Here is a 16,357-nt window from a genome sequence, read left to right on the forward strand (position 1 = left end):
GCCTAAAGTAAGGATTCCTTACTTCAGGAATTCCACCATGCTCGCCAAGATGACCTCCAAGAACCAGCTCACGCTACCGCGCAGCGTGACCGAGCAGGTGGGTGCTGCGGAGTACTTCGATGTTCAAGTTCGCGAAGGCCAGATCGTGCTGACGCCTGTCCGCATCCAGCGCGGAGACGCGGTGCGCGCCAAGCTGGCGGCGCTGGGCCTTGGCGACGCGGATATCCGAGACGCCATCGACTGGGCACGCCAGACCACCGAACCCGAGCCACTGATCGCCGCCGAGCCGCGGCCTGTTTATCGCGCCAAGCGAACGGCGTCGACCAAGACAAAGCGCAAGGCCTGACCGCGTGGCCGCCCCGCGCGTAGTCTTCGACACCAATGTGGTGCTCTCGGCGCTGGTGTTCGGCGGACCGGCCACGCGCCGGCTGCGCGCGCTGTGGCAGCAGGGCGCGTGTACGCCGCTGGTCAGCACGGCCACGGCGAGTGAATTGGTGCGGGTGCTGGCCTATCCGAAATTCCGGCTTTCGCCCGCGGAACGCGAGGACTTGCTCGCGGACTATCTGCCCTACGCGAAGGTCGTGACGCTGCCGAACCCGCCGCCCATCGTGCCGGATTGCCGCGATCGCTTCGACCTGCCTTTTCTACAGCTCTCCGTGGCTGGCAAGGCGATGCTGGTAACCGGCGACCGCGATCTGCTGGTGCTCGCAGGCAAGACCGCGTTCCCCATCCTCCAGATCGAGGCCTTCATCGGGGGCTTCGAGGATCGGTGAAGACCTGCGCTGAGGATGGGTGACCATGGCCCTTCAGCCCAAGCCGCCCCAGCTTCTTGATCAGGCCCACGCGCGAGATCCCGAGTAGTCGAGCGGCTTCGGACTGGTTGCCGCCGCTCGCGGCCAGGGCTTCCGAGATCAGGCGGGTTTCGAGTTCGGCGATCGCTGCATCGAGGAAGCCCAGCCCTTCGATGCCGGCCGCCGGCTGCTTGGCGTCGAGCTCCCCGACGCCTTGCATATCGCCGCTCGCAAGGCGCAGAAGCTCCGCGCCCACCTGTGTATGGCCCGGCAGAATCAGTGCGCCGGCGGCCTCCACCACTGCGCGCAACTGCCGAACGTTGCCGGGCCATGCCTGAGTGCGCAGCCAGGCGAGCGCGTCGGGGCCGAGCGCAGCCTGGGGCGCCACGCGCTGCAGGAAGCGGGTGGCGAGCAGCGGTATGTCGGCTGCTCGCTCGGCGAGCGCGGGCGTGCGCAGTACCACGCCCTTGAGGCGGTAGTACAGGTCTTCGCGGAAACTGCCCTCGCGCACCATCTGCTCGAGGTCGCGATGCGTGGCCGCGACCACGCGCACGTCGGCGTGCTTCGGCACGCGACCGCCCACCGGGACGAAGCTGCCCTCTTGCAGAAAGCGCAGCAGCTTCACTTGCATGGGGGCCGGCATCTCGCCCACTTCGTCGAGGAAAAGCGTGCCGCCGTGCGCGGTCTCGACCAAGCCAGGCTGGTCGCGGTAGGCGCCCGTGAAGCTGCCCTTGAGGTGGCCGAAGAGCTCGCTCTCGAGCAACTCGGTGGAGAGCGCGCCGCAATTGATCGCCGCGAAGGGGCCGTCGCCGCGCGCGCTGCACTGGTGGATCGCGCGTGCCGCGAGCTCCTTGCCGGTGCCGGTCGGCCCCAGCACGATCACGCTGACGTGCGTGGGCGCCACGCGGCGGATCATGGCGCGCAGGTTCTGCATCACCGGCGCCTGCCCGGCCAGGCCCAGGTCCTGGTCGGCATCGCGTGCGCGCAGGGTCTTGAGCTCGGCATCGAGTCGTGCCTTGTGCAGCGCACGCGCCACCACGAAGCCCAGCATGTCGGGGTCGATGGGCTTGGTCAGGAAGTCCCAGGCGCCGAGCTCCACCGCTTTCAGATTCAGCTCGCGGTCGCCATGGCCCGAGAGCACGACCACGACTGCCGGCGCAAAGCGAGGGATCAGCGCCAGCCCCGCCTGCGGGTCCATGCTGGGCGGCATCGCGAGGTCGAGCAGCACGACGTGCGGGCGGTCGGACTCGAAGGCGGTGAGCGCCTCGTCCGCATCGCCGGCCACGCTGACGCGATGGCCGAGGTTCGCAAGGAAAGAGCTGCCCAGCCGCTGGTAGGCCGATTCGTCGTCCACCAGGAGCACGTGGCCGCGGGTCGATGGGCGGGTCATGGCGCCGCCGGAAATGTGAGGGTGAAGCATGTGTTCCATGGCGGTCGGTCGTCGAGCCGCACCGAACCGCCGTGCGCGGCCATGATGCGGGCCACGATGGCCAGGCCCAGGCCGGTGCCGGCGGGACTGCGCGAGGCGAAGGGCTCGAACAGGCGTTCGCGCAGGTCTGCAGGTACGCCGGCACCGTCGTCGCAGACGTGCAGGTGGACCTGCGTGCCCGTGCGCTCGGCATCCACGAGCACGCGGCGTACGCCGGGCGCGGCACGCGCATTCGAGAGCAGGTTGCCGATGGCCTGCGCGAAGCGCATCGGATCGGCCAGCAAGGGCATGGCGTTCTCGAGGCCGTGGCCGATCTCGACTTCGGGAACATGGCGGGCCGCCTCGCGAACCTGCAGGGCCGCGTCCACCGGTACGGGTCGCACCTGCCAGGGCTTGGCGTAGTCCAGCAGATCCTCGGCCAGGTGCGAGATCCGGCCGACTTGGTCGGCGACCTCGCGCCGCACATCGGACGGCGTGGCGGCCACGGCCATCGCGATGATGTTGAGCGGATTGCGCAGGTCATGCGCCACGCTGGCTGCCAGCGCACCCAGTTCGGCCAGCCGGGCCTGCAACTGCCGCTCGCGCTCGCGCTGCTCGGCCAGCGCCGCATGCTGCAGGCGGCCGGCGGCCTCGGTCAGTACCTCGGCGAAGAGCTCGGCGAGGCGGCGTGAGCCGGGCGGTGCCGAATCCCAGCCCTGAAGCTCGGTCGTCCAGCCCGATGGCGATTCCCGGCAGGCCAGCAGCGGGGCGGCGGAGGCAGCATCGCCGGCCGTGCCTACCCGCACTTCGACGCGCAGACCCACGCGCCTCGAGATCAACTCGGCGGCCGAAGATGCCAGCGCGTCCCATGTTGCGCAGGGGGCCAGCGCATCCCTCCAGGCCTGAAGGTCCGCGACGCTCGCGGTGCCACCCGGATAGACGATGCGTTCCGCGAAACGCCGCACCGGCCCGTTGAGCGCCAGGCACACGACGGCCACGGCGGCACCGCTGAGCCAGCGCGAATCGAGCGGCAGCAGCAAGGTCAGCGGCACGGCCAAGAGGCCCAGCCCCACCAGCAGCGTCCAGGCCAGCGCGCGCCGGGCCCATGCATTGGCGACGAAGACCTGGTAGCGCAGGATGCCGTAGACCAGGATGACCGGATAGGCCGGCATCGCGAGCACTTGCCACGGGTACTGCGCGATGCCCAGCGCGGCGAAGCCGTAGCCCGAGGCGCAGACCAGGCCCCATCCGCAGGACATCGCCACCGCGGCGAGCTGCCGGCGCTCGCGCAGATCGTCGGTGCGCCAGAGCCGGTGAAGAAGAATCGCCACGCCGGCTGCGGCCAGCAGCGCCCAGACCATCGAGGCCGTCCAGCCGGCCCAGTTCGGCACCACGACCCATTCCACGCCCGTGAAGGCCGGGAAGTGGATGAATTCGCCCGGCAGGATGATCCAGGTCAACAGCATCACGGCAACAGCGATGCCATAGGCCAGCTGCACCCCGCGCACGAAGCGCTTCTCCAGCCCGCAGAAGCGCACGCAGAAATGCAGGAAAGCGGCCGAGGTCAGCGGAATGGTGGCGCCCAGGCGCAGGGCCCAGGGAATGGCGGCGGGTCCGATCCAGTTCGGCAGCTCGTTGCTGACGATCCACGTGGCCACGCCCAGCAGGAAGACCGTGAGCAGCCGCGCGCCCGGCACGGCCTTGGCCCAATGCAACAGCACGCCGGCCAGAACCAGTGTTTCGACGAGCGACAGGGCCAGGACGATGTGCAGTGTCATTTGCTGGCGGACTGTAAACGACGTTGACACCCAGCCTGCGCGAGCTGTCAACCACGGCAACAGTTCCGTGAAAAAGTCCTTTGCTATCAAGCACTTGGCGGGTGGCACGGCAGCTGCGACAGGGAAGGCATGAAGCTCCATTCCCTTCCCTGGATCGCCGGCGCCGCAAACGGGGGGCAGCCCGCCCTGGACTTGCAGTCGATGCTCGGCGAAGAAAGCTGGCAACGCCTGCCGGCCGCCGTGCAGCGCCGCTTCGCACGGGCGCATCGCGAGGTCGTCTACGCCGGCGAGCTCGCGATGCATTGCTCGCCGACCGGCCGGCTTTTCGCGTGGGCCAGTGCCTTGCTCGGCGGCCCGTTGAGCGCCGTGCGCGGCGATGCGTCCGCGCGCGTGCGGGTCTACGGCGACGGCCGCGGCGGCGTGGTCTGGGAGCGCCATCTTGCGCTTGCCGGTCATGAGAAGGTCGTGCGCTCGACCAAGTTGGCCGATGCGCGCGGGCAGCTGGTCGAGCGCACCGACGGCGGCCTGTCGATGGCGCTCGAGGTCTTCGAGGAAGGGGGTGCGCTGGTCTTCCAGAGCCGCCGTTACTTCTTCGCGCTGGCAGGCCGGCGGCTCTCCATTCCGCATGTGCTGACGCCGGGTACCTGCCGCGTCGAGCACCACGACCTGGGGGCGGGTCGTTTTCGCTTCGTCCTCTCCATGGTCCATCCGTGGTGGGGCATCACTTTTCGCCAATCCGGCGTGTTCCACGACCCCGAGGAGATCCGCGCATGAACGCCTTCTATTCCCTTCTGCTTGCGCAGGCGCTGCTGGGCGCCTTCGACAACCTCTGGCACCACGAGCTCGGCGCGCGACTGCCGCAGCGGGCCGCCGCGCGGCTCGAGCTCGCGCTGCACGCGGCGCGGGAGGCGATCTACGGCCTGCTCTTCATTGGGCTCGCCTGGCTCGAGTGGCGAGGCTTGTGGGCGCTGCTGCCCGCCGGTCTGCTGATGGCCGAGCTGTTCATCACCTGCGCCGACTTCCTCGAGGAGGACCGCACGCGCACGCTGCCTCCGCTGGAGCGTGTGCTCCACACGGTGCTCGCGGTGAACTTCGGTGTCTTGCTGGGGCTGCTGGCGCCGGAGTTCCTGCATGGGTTGCGCAGCCCGGCGGCGCTGGTGCCCGTGAATCACGGCTTGTGGAGCTGGTTCTTCACGCTCGCCGGAATCGCAGTGATGCTCTGGAGCGCGCGCAACGCGCGGGCCGCGATGCACTGGTATGCATCGAGGGCGCACGCGGGCACGGCCCTGCCGCCGGCCGATCGACCGGCCTCCGGCGCGACCACCGTGCTCGTCACCGGCGGCACCGGCTTCGTGGGCAGTGCGCTCGTGCGCCGGCTGCTCGAAGAGGGCCACCGCGTCATCGTTCTGACGCGCGACTTGCGTCAGGCGCGTCGTCTGTTCGAGCACCGCGTGTGGGTGGTCGACCAGCTCGACGATATCCCGTGCGAGACGCGCATCCAGTCCATCGTTCATCTCGCAGGCGCGCCGGTGCTGGGCTTTCCATGGACCGCCGGACGCCGCCGGCTGCTCGTCGAGAGCCGCACGCAAACCATGGAGCGCCTGCTTCGGCTCATGCGCCGGCTCGACGAAGCGCCGCGCGTGCTGGTCAGCGCATCGGCCGTGGGCTACTACGGACTGCCCGGCGCACAGTGCCAGCTCAACGAGGCGGCACCGCCGCAGCCGGACCGTTTCCAGTCGGTGCTGTGCGTGGCCGCCGAGCACGAGGCCCGGCGCGCCGAAGCCCTGGGTGTGCGCGTGGTCCGCGTCCGCCTGGGCATCGTGCTGGGTCATGGCGGCGGCGCCTTCCCCGGGCTGGACTTCGCGGCGCGACTCGGTCTCGGCGCACGAATCGGCAACGGCCGTCAGCCGGTGCCCTGGGTGCATCTGGACGATGCGATCGCGCTGATGCGCTTCGCGCTGGCGCACGAGGGCCTGCATGGGCCGGTAAACGGCGTTGCGCCCGAGGTGGTCACGCAGGCGAAGTTCGCGCGGGAAATGGCCACGGCCCACGGGCGCAGGTCCCGACTGCGCGTGCCGGCCTGGCTCCTCGAGCGCACGCTCGGCGAGATGTCGGAGCTGCTCACGCAAGGGCAGCATGCGGCGCCCATCGTGGCACTGCGGACCGGCTTCCGATTCACCTATCCCTCGTTGTCGGCGGCGTTGCGCCAACTCGCGGGCGCAGCGAGCCCCCTCATCGCAACTCCGAGCGCCTCGGCAGGTCCGCGCCGCGGCGCGAGCAGGTGAGGGCGGCGGCGCGGGCCGCGAAGGCGAGCGCGTTCTGCAGTGCCGCGGCGTCGAGCCCCGCCAGCGCCTGCGGCGTCAAGGCATCCTGCTCGTCGAGCCAGGCCAGCAGCGCGGCCTGGAAGGTGTCGCCGGCGCCCACCGTGTCGACCACCGTGATGGGCGGCGAGGGCGCATCGGCGCGTGCCTCGCGGGTCCAGGCGCTGGCGCCGTCGCGGCCACGCGTCACCACCACCAGGGATGCACCCAGGCCCAGCCAGCGCGCGGCGACCTGCTCGGGACTTTCTTCCGGATAGAGCAGTGCCAGGTCCTCGTCGCTGGTCTTCATCAGATGCGCCAGCGGAGCCATGAAGCCCACCACATCGCGCCAGTGCGCGAGGTCGGGTTCGACATTCAGCCGCACGTTCAGGTCATAGGCGATCAGCCGCCGCGCGCGCTCGCGCGCCGCCAGCGCACGCAGGGCGCTGCCGACCGGCTCCACCGCGAGCGCGTAGGAGCCGAACTGCAGCACGCGCGTGGCGTCCGGCAGGGCCGGCATGGTCTCGTGCGTGATCTGCCGGTCGGCCGCGTCCTTGCCGTGGAAGGCATAGCGCGGCACGCCGGCCGCGTCCACGCTCACCACGCTGAGCGTGCTGGGCGCATCGCCGCGCAGCACCAGCGAGGTGTCGACGCCCTCGGCGCGCAAGGACGCCAGCAGGCGCTCGCCCGAGGCGTCGGTGGACAGGCCCGTCAGGAAGGCCACCGGCCGCTCCAGCCGGGCCAGCCCCTGCGCCACGTTGAAAGGCGAGCCGCCGACGCGCGCATCGAGCGTCAATCCGGTGGAGGTCCACTCGCCCATGTAGACATCCATCAGCGCTTCGCCGCAGACCACGAACATCGCCATCTCCCTGTCTCTGCCTGTGAATCGAATGCGATCAGCGCGGCGACTGCCAGCCCTTGTAGTCCTTGACGTTGGCGCGCGTGATCAGCGTCGAGGGCAGCAGCGTCATCGGCTCGGCCGGCTTCTTGCCGTTCATGATGTCGTGGCCGATCTCCACCGCCTTCTGCGCGATCATGTACGGGTCCTGGCTGGCGGAGGCCTGCACCTGGGTGTCGCTCTTCAGCGCGGTCTCGATGTCGGGCGCCCCGTCGACCGAGGTGATGACGATGTTCTTGCGGTTGAGCTGCTTGGCCGCCAGATCGGCACCGATGGCCTGCGGGTCGTTGATGGCGAACACCGCGTCGACCTTCGGGAAGCGCGTCAGGTGGTTCTGCATCACGTTGAGGCCGCCCTCGCGCGAGCCCTTGGCGTCCTGGTCGTCCGACAGCACCTTGATGTCCGGGCTCTTCTTCAGCACCGTCTTGCAGCCGTTGACGCGGTCGATCACCGCCGACACCTGCGGCCCGTTCTGGATGATCACGTTGCCCTTGCCGCCGAGCTTCTCGACGATGAACTGGCAGGCGATCTCGCCGGCCTGCACGTTGTTGGTCTGTACCGTCGCATCGGCGCCGTTGGCCGCCACGTCCACGCCCACGACCACGATGCCGGCCTTCTTGGCCTTCTGCAGCGCGGGCTCGATCGCCTTGGCGTCGACGGCGTTGACCAGGATCATGTCGGCACCCGAGGCGATGAAGCCGTCGATCTGCGAGAACTGCTTGTTGAGGTCGTAGTCGGCCGACAGCGCGTTGACCTTGGCGCCCGGGCTGTACTGCTTGACCTTGGCCTCGGCGCCCTTGGCGAGCGCGACGAAGAAGGGATTGCCCATCGAGCCGAGCGTGATGCCGACGCTCTTGATCTGCTTTTGCTGCGCCTGCGCGGCAGGGGCGGCGAGGGCCGCGGCGATCACGGCGAGGGCGAACAGGGGTTTGCGCATGGGAACGGTCTCCGTTGGTGGTTGAGTGAGGGAAGCGAAAGAAAAGAAGGAAGACAAGAGCGGGCTCAGGTCCGGGCCGAGTCCTTGCGGCGATAGCGGTCCAGCGCGACCGCGCCGATGATCACCAGGCCCTTGACGATGTACTGCCAGATGTCCGAGACGCCCATCAGGATCAGTCCGTTGGTCAGCACCGCGATGATCAGCGCGCCGATCAGCGTGCCGAGGATGGAGCCGGTGCCGCCCACGAAGCTGGTGCCGCCGAGGATCACCGCGGCGATCGCGTCCAGCTCGTAGGAGGCGCCCAGCTGCAGCCCGTTGGCCGCGTAGAGCCGGGCCGAGGCCATCACCCCGCCCAGCCCCGAGAGCAGCCCCGAGGTGCAGTACACGAAGAGCAGCACCGCCCAGACCTTGATGCCCGCCAGGCGCGCCGCCTCGGGGTTGCCGCCGACCGAGTAGATGTTCAGCCCCAGCACCGTGCGGCGCAGGATGAACCACGACAGCGCCACCACCGCGAAGGCGATGATCACCAGCCACGGAATGCCCAGCACCTCGCCGTTGCCGATGAAGGCGAAGGGCAGCTGCGGGTTGAACACCGTGGTGTCGTTGCCCAGGAGGCGCGCGATGCCGCGCACGGCGGTCAGCGAGCCCAGCGTCACGATGAAGGGCGGCAGCTTGAGGAAGGCGATCAGCACGCCGTTGATCAGCCCGAACACCAACCCGCAGCCCAGGCCCGCCGCGATGCCCAGCATGCCCAGGCCCGGGATGTTGGACACCAGCATCGCCGCCACGGCCGAGACGGCGAGGATCGAGCCCACCGACAGGTCGATGCCGGCGGTGAGGATCACGAAGGTCATGCCCGCGGCCAGCACGATGTTGATCGACGCCTGCTGCGTCATGATCGACAGGTTCTGCAGGCTGAAGAAGTTCTCGCTCGCCAGGCTGAAGCCGATGCACAGCAGCACCAGCACCGGCAGCATGCCGAGGGCGCGCATGATCTCCTTGCCGCTGGCACCGCGCAGGGCGCCGGGCAGGGCGGGGTTGTGGGGCGTCGCGAGGGCGGCGGTTTGCTTGGTCATGTCGATGTCTCCTGGATGCGCCGCGGGCTCAATGCAGCACGGGCGAATGGGTGGCGGCCGCGCCGGTGGCGAGCGCGACGATGTTTTCCTGCGTGATGGCCAGCGCGCTCGCGCCGCCGACCTCGCCGACCAGGTGGCCTTCGCGCATCACGATCACGCGGTCGCAGATGCCCACCACCTCGGCCAGCTCGCTCGAGATCACCAGCACGGCGACGCCGCGCCGTGCGAGCTCGTCGATCAAGCGATAGATCTCGCTCTTGGCGCCGATGTCGACGCCGCGCGTGGGCTCGTCGAGGATCAGCACCTTGGGCGCCAGCTCCAGCAGGCGCGCCAGCAGCACCTTCTGCTGGTTGCCGCCCGAGAGCGAGCCGACGTTGACGCGCGCCGAGGGCACGCGGATGGAGAGCTGCGAGATCGCATCGCGCGCACGCTGCGCGGCGCGCTTGCCGTCCATCACGCCGCCCGCCTTGGCGTCGCGCGGGCTCACCATCACGTTGATGTTGTCGCGCACCGAGAGGTCGAGGAACAGCCCCTGGCCCTTGCGGTCTTCGGTGAGGTAGAGGATGCCCGAGCGGATCGCGTCGATCGGCCGCGCAATGTCGAGCACCGCGCCGCTGCCGTTCAGCGACACCTCGCCGCCGGTACGCGGATCGGCCCCGAAGATCAGCCGCGCCAGCTCGGTGCGGCCGGCGCCGACCAGGCCCGCCAGGCCCAGCACCTCGCCCGCATGCATCTCGAAGCTGCAGCCATGCACGCGCCGGCCATCGCGCAGCTCGCGCACCGTCAACGCCTTCTCGCCCGTGTGCTGGCCGTGATGTTCCTTGCGGTAGAAGCCCGAGAGGTCGCGGCCCACCATCATCTTCACCAGCCGGTCGCGCGAGAGCTCGGCGCGGCTGAGCGTGCCCACGTAGCTGCCGTCGCGCAGCACCGTGACCTCGTCGGCCAGCTCGTCGATCTCGTCCATGCGGTGGCTGATGTACAGGATGGCCAGGCCCTCGTCGCGCAGGCGCCGGATCAGCGCGAAGAGCCGGTCGGTCTCGTGCGTGGACAGCGGCGTGGTCGGCTCGTCCATCACCAGGATGCGGCAATCGAAATGCACCGCACGCGCAATCTCCACCAGCTGGCGCTGCGCGATCGACAGCTCGGCCACGCGCACGGCCGGCCCGAAGTCGGCGCCCAGGCGCTGCAGCGTCGCCTCGCAGGCGGCGTGCATGCCGGCGCGGTCGACCAGGCCGGCGCGGCGCAGCGCCCGGCCCATGTAGATGTTCTCGGCCGCCGTGAGGTTGGGCGCGAGGCTCAGCTCCTGGTAGATCACCGACACGCCCAGGTGCTTGGCCGCCAGCGGCCCGTCGATGTGGACCGGCTTGCCGTCGATGAGGATCTCGGCGCCGGGGTCGGGCATGTAGGCGCCGGAGAGCACCTTCATCAGCGTCGACTTGCCGGCGCCGTTCTCGCCCATCAGCGCGTGGACGCGGCCGGCGCTGGCGCGCAGCTGCACGTCCTGCAGCGCCTTGACGCCGGGGAAGGTCTTGGAGATCTTGCGCAGTTCGAGCAGCGCAGGCGGGGAGTCATGCATTCGCAGTCTCCTGGTGGCGGGGGTGGGGATGGCCGCGCAGCACGTCCGCGCGCGGCGAGAAATTGAAGAACATCGGCAGGCTGGCCGCGCCGATGGCACCGGCGTCGGCGCGGAAGCTGCCGCGCAGGATGCGCGGGGTCTGGCGCGCCTCGGGGGCGATGGCGCGCAGGCCCCGGTCGAGGCCCTGCATCAGCTGGTCGATCAGGCCGCTGTCGATGTCGCAGTCGATCACCACCACCGGCAGGTCCAGCACCGCCAGCGAGGCGCGGGTGGAGGGCACCAGCGCATCGATGCAGTCTTCCAGCCATTCGGCCACCTCGGGCCGGCCGGCCTGGACGCAGGCCTCGAGTCCGGCGTGGTCGTGTACGGCGATGCCCTGGTGGCGCAGGTGGCGCGTGAGCGCGTTGAGCGAGGCGCGCGACAGCAGGATGTCCCAGCGGCGCGCCGGCACCGGCGCCGAGGCCAGGCGGCTGGGCGGCACCGGCATCAGGCCCAGGTCGGCCGCGTTGCCGCTGGCGCCGCGCAGGCTTTCGCCGCCGATCACCGCGCCTGCCCCGAGTGCCGCGCCGATGAAGATGTAGAGGAAGTCGTTCTCCTCGCGTCCGACCCCGAAGAACAGCTCGGCGATGGCGGCCGCGTTGCCGTCGTTTTCCTTGAAGACCGGCTGGTCCACCGATTGCGCGAGCATCTCGCCGAAATCCACCTCGTCCCAGATGCGGAAGTCGGCTTCGAGGTCGAGCTCGCGCAGCCAGGCACCCAGGTTGTAGGGCTGGGCCAGGCCGATGCCCATGAGCCGGCTGCGCTGGGCGCGGTCGAGCGTGTCGATCATGCGCAGCACGTCTTCGCGCACCAGCGCGAGCGCCTTGTCGGGGTGGGGCAGCAGCAGGTCGTGCGCGGCGCGCGCCAGGATGCGGCCGCCCAGGTCGATCAGCACCGTCTCGATGCTGGTGCGGTCCAGCCGCACGCCGATGCCGTAGGCGCCCTCGGGATTCACGCGGTACAGCCCGGCCGGCTGGCCGCGCTGGCCTTCCTGGCGGCGGCCGGCGGGTTCGATCAGCCGCGACTCTTCCAGCGACTGGACGATGCTGCCCACCGCCGTGTTGGTGAGCTGGGCCCAGCGCGCGAGGTCCGCCTTCGAAGCCTCGCCGGCGCGGCGCAGGCGCTGCAGCAGGCTGCGCTCGTTGTAGAGGCGCAGGTTGACCGAGTTCGTGCCCCGACCGGGACCGGCTGTCGTCACTGGCTTGTCTCCTTGATCCGTGGAAGCGCTGATTAATTAATTCAAGTTGAATAAATAGTAGAAGCGGGGTGCGGCAAGGGCATCCCGGGTTAACCCGGAAAAGTGCAAAAAAGTATGTGTTGAGGTGCGTGGCGCCTCGTTTGGGAGGGGTGGGGCGGCAACACCGTATCGATCCGGGCGCTGCAGCTTGCCGACCCGGAGAAACCCCTATTCCGCGCGAACGTCGCACAGCTGCGATCGATGATCGATCACGAGCCCGGAGCCTTGCGTTGCCGGCAATCCTGCTGCAGCCCTACAGTCGCCTCGCCCTCAATCCAACGGAGACATTCCATGAGCAATCCCCAGGAGCACGAGCCCAGCGGCCGGCACCAATCGAAAAAGGCTGCCGCCAGCGGCTGGATCGGCTCGGCGCTCGAGTACTACGACTTCTTCATCTATGCCACCGCGGCCTCGCTGATCTTTCCGCAGATCTTCTTTCCCAAGGGCGATCCGAAGATCGCCATCGTCGCCTCGCTGGCGACCTACGGCGTCGGCTACGTGGCGCGGCCCATCGGCGCCTTCTTTCTCGGGCACTGGGGCGACACCCATGGCCGCAAGCAGGTGCTGATCCTGTGCATGTTCCTGATGGGCTTCTCGACCATCGCGGTCGGCCTGCTGCCTACCTACGATCAGGTCGGCCTGCTGGCGCCGGTGCTGCTGGTGATCTGCCGCCTGGTGCAGGGCTTCGCGGTGGCCGGCGAGATCTCGGGCGCCAGTTCGATGATCCTGGAGCACGCGCCTTTCGGCAGGCGCGGCTTCTTCGCGAGCTTCACGCTGCAAGGCGTGCAGGCGGGCCAGATCCTGGCCGCGGCGGTGTTCCTGCCGCTCGCGCATTACATGCCGACCGAGCAGTTCAACAGCTGGGGCTGGCGCATTCCGTTCCTGTTGAGCTTCATCGTGATCGTCGCGGGCTACATCATCCGCCGCGAGGTCGACGAGACGCCCGCCTTCGCGGAGGAGGGCCAGCAACAGCAGCGCCCGCGCTCGCCCATCGTCGAAGCATTCAAGTACAGCTGGAAGGACATGCTGCGCGTGGTGTGCATGGCGCTGATGAACGTGATCCCGGTGGTCGCCACCATCTTCGGCGCCGCGTACGCGGTGCAGGCCGCTTACGGCATCGGCTTCGCGAAGGACATCTACCTGTGGATTCCCGTGCTGGGCAACATCCTGGCGGTGCTGGTCATTCCCTACGTGGGCAACCTGTCCGACAAGATCGGCCGCAGGCCGCCCATCATCGTCGGCTCACTGCTCGCCGGCCTGCTGGCCTTCGGTTATCTCTACGCGATCAGCATCAAGAACGTGCCGCTGGCGATCTGCATGTCGCTGCTGATGTGGGGCGTGGTCTACCAAGGCTACAACGCCGTGTTCCCGAGCTTCTACCCCGAGTTGTTCCCGACCCGCACCCGCGTCTCGGCGATGGCGATCTCGCAGAACATCGGTACCGCCATCACGGCGATGCTGCCGGCGCTGTTCGCCACCGTGGCGCCTCCCGGCGCGCCCAACATCCCGCTGATCGTCGGCTCGCTGGCCTTCGGCATCACCGTCATCGCGGCGATTGCTGCGCTGAGCGCGCGGGAGACGTATCGCATTCACATGAACGATCTGGGCAATCCGGATGCAGTGCCGGTGCCCAAGCCGGACTATGAGCGGATGCGGGAGCGGACGATTGCGGATGGGAGATTGGCGAAGGCGGCAGGCTAAATACTCGCGCAATCAGGAAAGGCTCGTGTAATCTCCTGCACGGGCTTTTTTCTTTTTCAGCGGATTCAGATTGAAGACAAAGGATTAATCCTTGGTGTTTCTACGCTGTTCCTGAGAGGTGCGAAGCTTGGGCAAAACACCTGATGGACGGAGGAACGATCGGGGGTTGGAACTACTACACCGAGTTTCCTCCGGCGCTTAACTCCAGAAATGAATGGCCAGGGGCCTCCATGCACCAGACGCTTTTCGTACGAGTCCTCGCAGGACTCGAACCGAGAGCGCAGATCGAAATCGGATTTATTGCTGCCCGGCTTGCCCTCGCGTTCTGGAAGCGTGCCTTTCCCGAGAAGCAGTATCAGGCGCCATTGATAAACGCGCTCAAGATGGTGGAAACATTCAGCGCCATTGGCCAACTGGCGCCAAGCGCAAAGGAAACTGCAGAGCACATCGCAATGGCGCCGTGGCTCATTTCGGCCGGTCGCGCAGAACAGGCGAGCCACAATGCAATGGTCGCCATTCGCTACAGTGAGTCCATCCATGATTGGGCCGGGCGACTTTCGGAACTTGAAGCGGCACTCATCTCTCGGGCGCGGGAGCTTCGAGGCGACCGCGTCAATTTCTAGTCCTCCTCTCCACGCAGGATAAAGATCCTGGCTTTCTCGGCAGGCGAAAAGTCATTGAGAATATTGTCCGTCAGGAGTTTTTGATTCTCTGCTGAGAGGTTTCTGAAATCGAGCACAAGCCCATCGACCTCGGGTTTGAGGCGAGTCTGGATGTCGTTGCTCGCTGCCGGTGTTTTTTTGGGAGTCTTCATAAAGTTGTTGTCCGTGTTTCGTCGCCGCGTGCCCGATGTCCACTTTGAACATCGCGTCAAACGTCTTGAGCATCAAGTCAATCGGCACTCTACTCCTGGCAATGCTTGTCCAAGGCCAACAAGCAGCGGCGGGCTCAGGCTTTCTCCCCTTGCCTGAAATGCGTGCGCGCACCCCCGCAATGACATCGAATCCATTAGTAGGCGCCTGGGCAGTCGTCAGACCCCACGCAGCTGCGCAAGGTCTTTGAGTTCCATTGAGCTTTCGAAGTCCCATTCTGTGATCAGTTCCAGATGGCCTTTCCAAACGCGGGACAACCATTCTTCTTTCGGACGCCAAGTGAAGGTATGGTGACCCAAATAGGCGGCCTCGAAATGAAGGACAACTCGTTCCCAATAGAGGCATCGCAAAAGCACTTCGAACTTGTCGAGCCATGTCCGCAGATCCCAATCGACCTCTTTAAGTGAAGCTGCGAAGTGAATATTCAAGCCGTAGTGATTGGACACCTCAGCATCGGCTGGGACCCAGCCAAACATGTGTCTATCGAGTGGCGGCCAAGTATCGGCTGGCGGCAAGGTGCTCATGATCATTCTGTTGTGCCGGTGAATGTGCCAACTACTGCTTTTGCGTCGCTCCATTTGCACCGGGTCGTTTCCTGAGGCCCACCCGGGTGATGCCTCATCTATATAGCCATAAAGCCTGCTGGGCATTCCCATATTTTTTTGCAAACGCCAACGAGAATTGGCGAGAATAATTTTTCTCAAAAAGCCATATGGCGCGTAGAAGCGTGAAGCTTCTTAGTCATCTTAATTCTTCGTTTTCGAATAAAATCAGAACATCATCAGCACTTAAGGCTTCTTTGATCAACTTCACAACAAGCGGCGAAAGGCCTGTTGCTGATTTGTCATTGTAGCTGATCAAAAAAATGAACTTGCATCAAAACCATAGTCAAGCGCTGTTTTCCGCTGTGTGGGGCCCGTGTCTCGAACCTTCGAAATAAGGTATTTTCTACTGAATATTTCTTGATGTTGATTTGCGGTGAGATCAATAATTTTCTGCAGTTCGGAAGGTGATTTTGAGGAGTAGCAAAACAGATCCATTGCCATGTTATTTTTTCCGTCATTTAAATAGCAGTACGTTCAACTAATCCCTTGGCGAAAATTTACGAGGTCGGATCCCTCAGTGAGTTTCGCACGCTCGCACAAAAGCGCTGATACAGACAGCCTATGACCGTGCGACAACGATTTTGTGCTCTATTGGCAAATTTGAGAAAGTGGCACCTGCTCCTTTGTGTTCCTTGGAGTGAGTAAAATTCGGCGCCACTTAGGTCGTATGTAGTCCGCACTTGCCCTCAACTTAAAAGCGCCGCTCGCCTTGCAGGCCTTCTTTGAGTATTCGGCCCAGGATTTGCACACGGTATCGATCAGTACCATGCAACATGAGTGAATCGTCATACACGACGCGTCCGCCGAAGTTCATGGCAAGCCCAAAGGCAACTGCGCCCGCAAACCATGAATTTCTTCGCGTCAGCACGGATGCAACAAATGCAAGATCGCTCTCATCTGGCTCCCGGGCAGAAAACTCGAGTCCATAAAATGAGACCCGGCAAGCATCGTAAGGACTACGTCCGTAAACTTCCATCTGGCCCCGTTCCAGATCATGGGTACCTGATTGCGCCGTCCGATACCGGATCTCAGGTGCTGGCTCTGCAAGTTCTGCAAGACCTTGAATGATTGCGGTCTTCGCTTCCTCAAGATCCGAGGGGATTCGCGCTATGGGGATAAAAAGACTGTCGGACATGATT

Annotated in this window: 17 protein-coding genes; 6 read left to right on the plus strand and 11 right to left on the minus strand. The window is 66.3% G+C overall.

Features of this window, described 5'->3' with window-relative positions:
• The first annotated feature begins 37 nt into the window (after window positions 1–37).
• Together AC3A6Y_RS10975 and AC3A6Y_RS10980 are read left to right on the plus strand one after the other, a co-directional pair.
• On the plus strand, window positions 38–346 hold the full coding sequence (locus AC3A6Y_RS10975) for an AbrB/MazE/SpoVT family DNA-binding domain-containing protein (protein ID WP_487868251.1): 309 nt from the start codon (window positions 38–40) through the stop codon (window positions 344–346).
• Between the two features lie 4 nt (window positions 347–350).
• Window positions 351–773: a putative toxin-antitoxin system toxin component, PIN family gene (locus AC3A6Y_RS10980; RefSeq protein ID WP_487868252.1), complete on the plus strand. Its 423-nt coding sequence runs from the start codon at window positions 351–353 to the stop codon at window positions 771–773.
• On the opposite strand, the gene AC3A6Y_RS10985 is transcribed toward AC3A6Y_RS10980, so the two are convergent.
• Both AC3A6Y_RS10985 and AC3A6Y_RS10990 read right to left on the minus strand, forming a co-directional pair.
• The gene (locus AC3A6Y_RS10985; RefSeq protein WP_487868253.1) at window positions 748–2,181 is read right to left on the minus strand and encodes a sigma-54-dependent transcriptional regulator; all 1,434 of its coding nucleotides are present in this window, start codon (window positions 2,179–2,181) and stop codon (window positions 748–750) included. The genes AC3A6Y_RS10980 and AC3A6Y_RS10985 overlap by 26 nt on opposite strands.
• Window positions 2,178–3,977, minus strand: coding sequence for a sensor histidine kinase (locus AC3A6Y_RS10990; RefSeq protein WP_487868254.1), 1,800 nt, complete (start codon window positions 3,975–3,977; stop codon window positions 2,178–2,180). Before AC3A6Y_RS10990 ends, AC3A6Y_RS10985 begins: the two co-directional genes overlap by 4 nt.
• A 129-nt stretch (window positions 3,978–4,106) precedes the next feature.
• Here AC3A6Y_RS10990 and AC3A6Y_RS10995 point away from each other — a divergent pair, with 129 nt between their 5' ends.
• Window positions 4,107–4,751, plus strand: a complete 645-nt coding sequence (locus AC3A6Y_RS10995) for a DUF4166 domain-containing protein (protein ID WP_487868255.1) — start codon at window positions 4,107–4,109, stop codon at window positions 4,749–4,751.
• The gene (locus AC3A6Y_RS11000) at window positions 4,748–6,262 is read left to right on the plus strand and encodes a TIGR01777 family oxidoreductase (RefSeq protein ID WP_487868256.1); all 1,515 of its coding nucleotides are present in this window, start codon (window positions 4,748–4,750) and stop codon (window positions 6,260–6,262) included. The genes AC3A6Y_RS10995 and AC3A6Y_RS11000 overlap by 4 nt, the downstream gene beginning before the upstream one ends.
• On the opposite strand, the gene AC3A6Y_RS11005 is transcribed toward AC3A6Y_RS11000, so the two are convergent.
• The 5 genes from AC3A6Y_RS11005 to AC3A6Y_RS11025 all read right to left on the minus strand — a co-directional run bounded on the left by AC3A6Y_RS11005 (window position 6,210) and on the right by AC3A6Y_RS11025 (window position 12,001).
• On the minus strand, window positions 6,210–7,136 hold the full coding sequence (locus AC3A6Y_RS11005) for a carbohydrate kinase family protein (RefSeq protein WP_487868257.1): 927 nt from the start codon (window positions 7,134–7,136) through the stop codon (window positions 6,210–6,212). The genes AC3A6Y_RS11000 and AC3A6Y_RS11005 overlap by 53 nt on opposite strands.
• Window positions 7,137–7,173: 37 nt before the next feature.
• Window positions 7,174–8,112 (minus strand): ABC transporter substrate-binding protein, encoded by a 939-nt coding sequence (locus AC3A6Y_RS11010; protein ID WP_487868258.1) that lies wholly within the window; start codon window positions 8,110–8,112, stop codon window positions 7,174–7,176.
• A gap of 65 nt (window positions 8,113–8,177) precedes the next feature.
• The gene (locus AC3A6Y_RS11015; RefSeq protein ID WP_487868259.1) at window positions 8,178–9,188 is read right to left on the minus strand and encodes an ABC transporter permease subunit; all 1,011 of its coding nucleotides are present in this window, start codon (window positions 9,186–9,188) and stop codon (window positions 8,178–8,180) included.
• A gap of 28 nt (window positions 9,189–9,216) precedes the next feature.
• Window positions 9,217–10,764 (minus strand): sugar ABC transporter ATP-binding protein, encoded by a 1,548-nt coding sequence (locus AC3A6Y_RS11020; RefSeq protein ID WP_487868260.1) that lies wholly within the window; start codon window positions 10,762–10,764, stop codon window positions 9,217–9,219.
• A complete protein-coding gene (locus AC3A6Y_RS11025) occupies window positions 10,757–12,001 on the minus strand; it encodes an ROK family protein (protein ID WP_487868261.1) in 1,245 nt (414 codons plus the stop codon). Before AC3A6Y_RS11025 ends, AC3A6Y_RS11020 begins: the two co-directional genes overlap by 8 nt.
• Window positions 12,002–12,331: 330 nt before the next feature.
• On the opposite strand from AC3A6Y_RS11025, the gene AC3A6Y_RS11030 reads away from it, so the two are divergent.
• Both AC3A6Y_RS11030 and AC3A6Y_RS11035 read left to right on the plus strand, forming a co-directional pair.
• Window positions 12,332–13,741, plus strand: coding sequence for an MFS transporter (locus tag AC3A6Y_RS11030; protein WP_487868262.1), 1,410 nt, complete (start codon window positions 12,332–12,334; stop codon window positions 13,739–13,741).
• A gap of 230 nt (window positions 13,742–13,971) precedes the next feature.
• Window positions 13,972–14,364: a hypothetical protein gene (locus AC3A6Y_RS11035; protein ID WP_487868263.1), complete on the plus strand. Its 393-nt coding sequence runs from the start codon at window positions 13,972–13,974 to the stop codon at window positions 14,362–14,364.
• On the opposite strand, the gene AC3A6Y_RS11040 is transcribed toward AC3A6Y_RS11035, so the two are convergent.
• The 4 genes from AC3A6Y_RS11040 to AC3A6Y_RS11055 all read right to left on the minus strand — a co-directional run bounded on the left by AC3A6Y_RS11040 (window position 14,361) and on the right by AC3A6Y_RS11055 (window position 16,353).
• Window positions 14,361–14,555: a hypothetical protein gene (locus tag AC3A6Y_RS11040; protein WP_487868264.1), complete on the minus strand. Its 195-nt coding sequence runs from the start codon at window positions 14,553–14,555 to the stop codon at window positions 14,361–14,363. The genes AC3A6Y_RS11035 and AC3A6Y_RS11040 overlap by 4 nt on opposite strands.
• Before the next feature lie 216 nt (window positions 14,556–14,771).
• Window positions 14,772–15,137: a hypothetical protein gene (locus tag AC3A6Y_RS11045; RefSeq protein ID WP_487868265.1), complete on the minus strand. Its 366-nt coding sequence runs from the start codon at window positions 15,135–15,137 to the stop codon at window positions 14,772–14,774.
• Window positions 15,138–15,470: 333 nt separating this feature from the next.
• A complete protein-coding gene (locus AC3A6Y_RS11050; RefSeq protein WP_487868266.1) occupies window positions 15,471–15,659 on the minus strand; it encodes a hypothetical protein in 189 nt (62 codons plus the stop codon).
• A gap of 250 nt (window positions 15,660–15,909) precedes the next feature.
• Window positions 15,910–16,353: a hypothetical protein gene (locus tag AC3A6Y_RS11055; RefSeq protein WP_487868267.1), complete on the minus strand. Its 444-nt coding sequence runs from the start codon at window positions 16,351–16,353 to the stop codon at window positions 15,910–15,912.
• Between the last annotated feature and the right edge of the window lie 4 nt (window positions 16,354–16,357).

It is taken from the genome of Variovorax sp. Soil_C_17, assembly GCF_057657265.1.

What these genes read in the sequence shown, in the direction of transcription:
- AC3A6Y_RS11040 (WP_487868264.1), bottom strand. Translation starts at nt 14,555, where the DNA reads ATGAAGACTCCCAAAAAAACACCGGCAGCGAGCAACGACATCCAGACT.
- AC3A6Y_RS10990 (WP_487868254.1), bottom strand. Translation starts at nt 3,977, where the DNA reads ATGACACTGCACATCGTCCTGGCCCTGTCGCTCGTCGAAACACTGGTT.
- AC3A6Y_RS11045 (WP_487868265.1), bottom strand. Translation starts at nt 15,137, where the DNA reads ATGAGCACCTTGCCGCCAGCCGATACTTGGCCGCCACTCGATAGACAC.
- AC3A6Y_RS10995 (WP_487868255.1), top strand. Translation starts at nt 4,107, where the DNA reads ATGAAGCTCCATTCCCTTCCCTGGATCGCCGGCGCCGCAAACGGGGGG.
- AC3A6Y_RS11035 (WP_487868263.1), top strand. Translation starts at nt 13,972, where the DNA reads ATGCACCAGACGCTTTTCGTACGAGTCCTCGCAGGACTCGAACCGAGA.
- AC3A6Y_RS11015 (WP_487868259.1), bottom strand. Translation starts at nt 9,188, where the DNA reads ATGACCAAGCAAACCGCCGCCCTCGCGACGCCCCACAACCCCGCCCTG.
- AC3A6Y_RS11055 (WP_487868267.1), bottom strand. Translation starts at nt 16,353, where the DNA reads ATGTCCGACAGTCTTTTTATCCCCATAGCGCGAATCCCCTCGGATCTT.
- AC3A6Y_RS11010 (WP_487868258.1), bottom strand. Translation starts at nt 8,112, where the DNA reads ATGCGCAAACCCCTGTTCGCCCTCGCCGTGATCGCCGCGGCCCTCGCC.
- AC3A6Y_RS11050 (WP_487868266.1), bottom strand. Translation starts at nt 15,659, where the DNA reads ATGGCAATGGATCTGTTTTGCTACTCCTCAAAATCACCTTCCGAACTG.
- AC3A6Y_RS11000 (WP_487868256.1), top strand. Translation starts at nt 4,748, where the DNA reads ATGAACGCCTTCTATTCCCTTCTGCTTGCGCAGGCGCTGCTGGGCGCC.
- AC3A6Y_RS11005 (WP_487868257.1), bottom strand. Translation starts at nt 7,136, where the DNA reads ATGTTCGTGGTCTGCGGCGAAGCGCTGATGGATGTCTACATGGGCGAG.
- AC3A6Y_RS11020 (WP_487868260.1), bottom strand. Translation starts at nt 10,764, where the DNA reads ATGCATGACTCCCCGCCTGCGCTGCTCGAACTGCGCAAGATCTCCAAG.
- AC3A6Y_RS11030 (WP_487868262.1), top strand. Translation starts at nt 12,332, where the DNA reads ATGAGCAATCCCCAGGAGCACGAGCCCAGCGGCCGGCACCAATCGAAA.
- AC3A6Y_RS10985 (WP_487868253.1), bottom strand. Translation starts at nt 2,181, where the DNA reads ATGACCCGCCCATCGACCCGCGGCCACGTGCTCCTGGTGGACGACGAA.
- AC3A6Y_RS10975 (WP_487868251.1), top strand. Translation starts at nt 38, where the DNA reads ATGCTCGCCAAGATGACCTCCAAGAACCAGCTCACGCTACCGCGCAGC.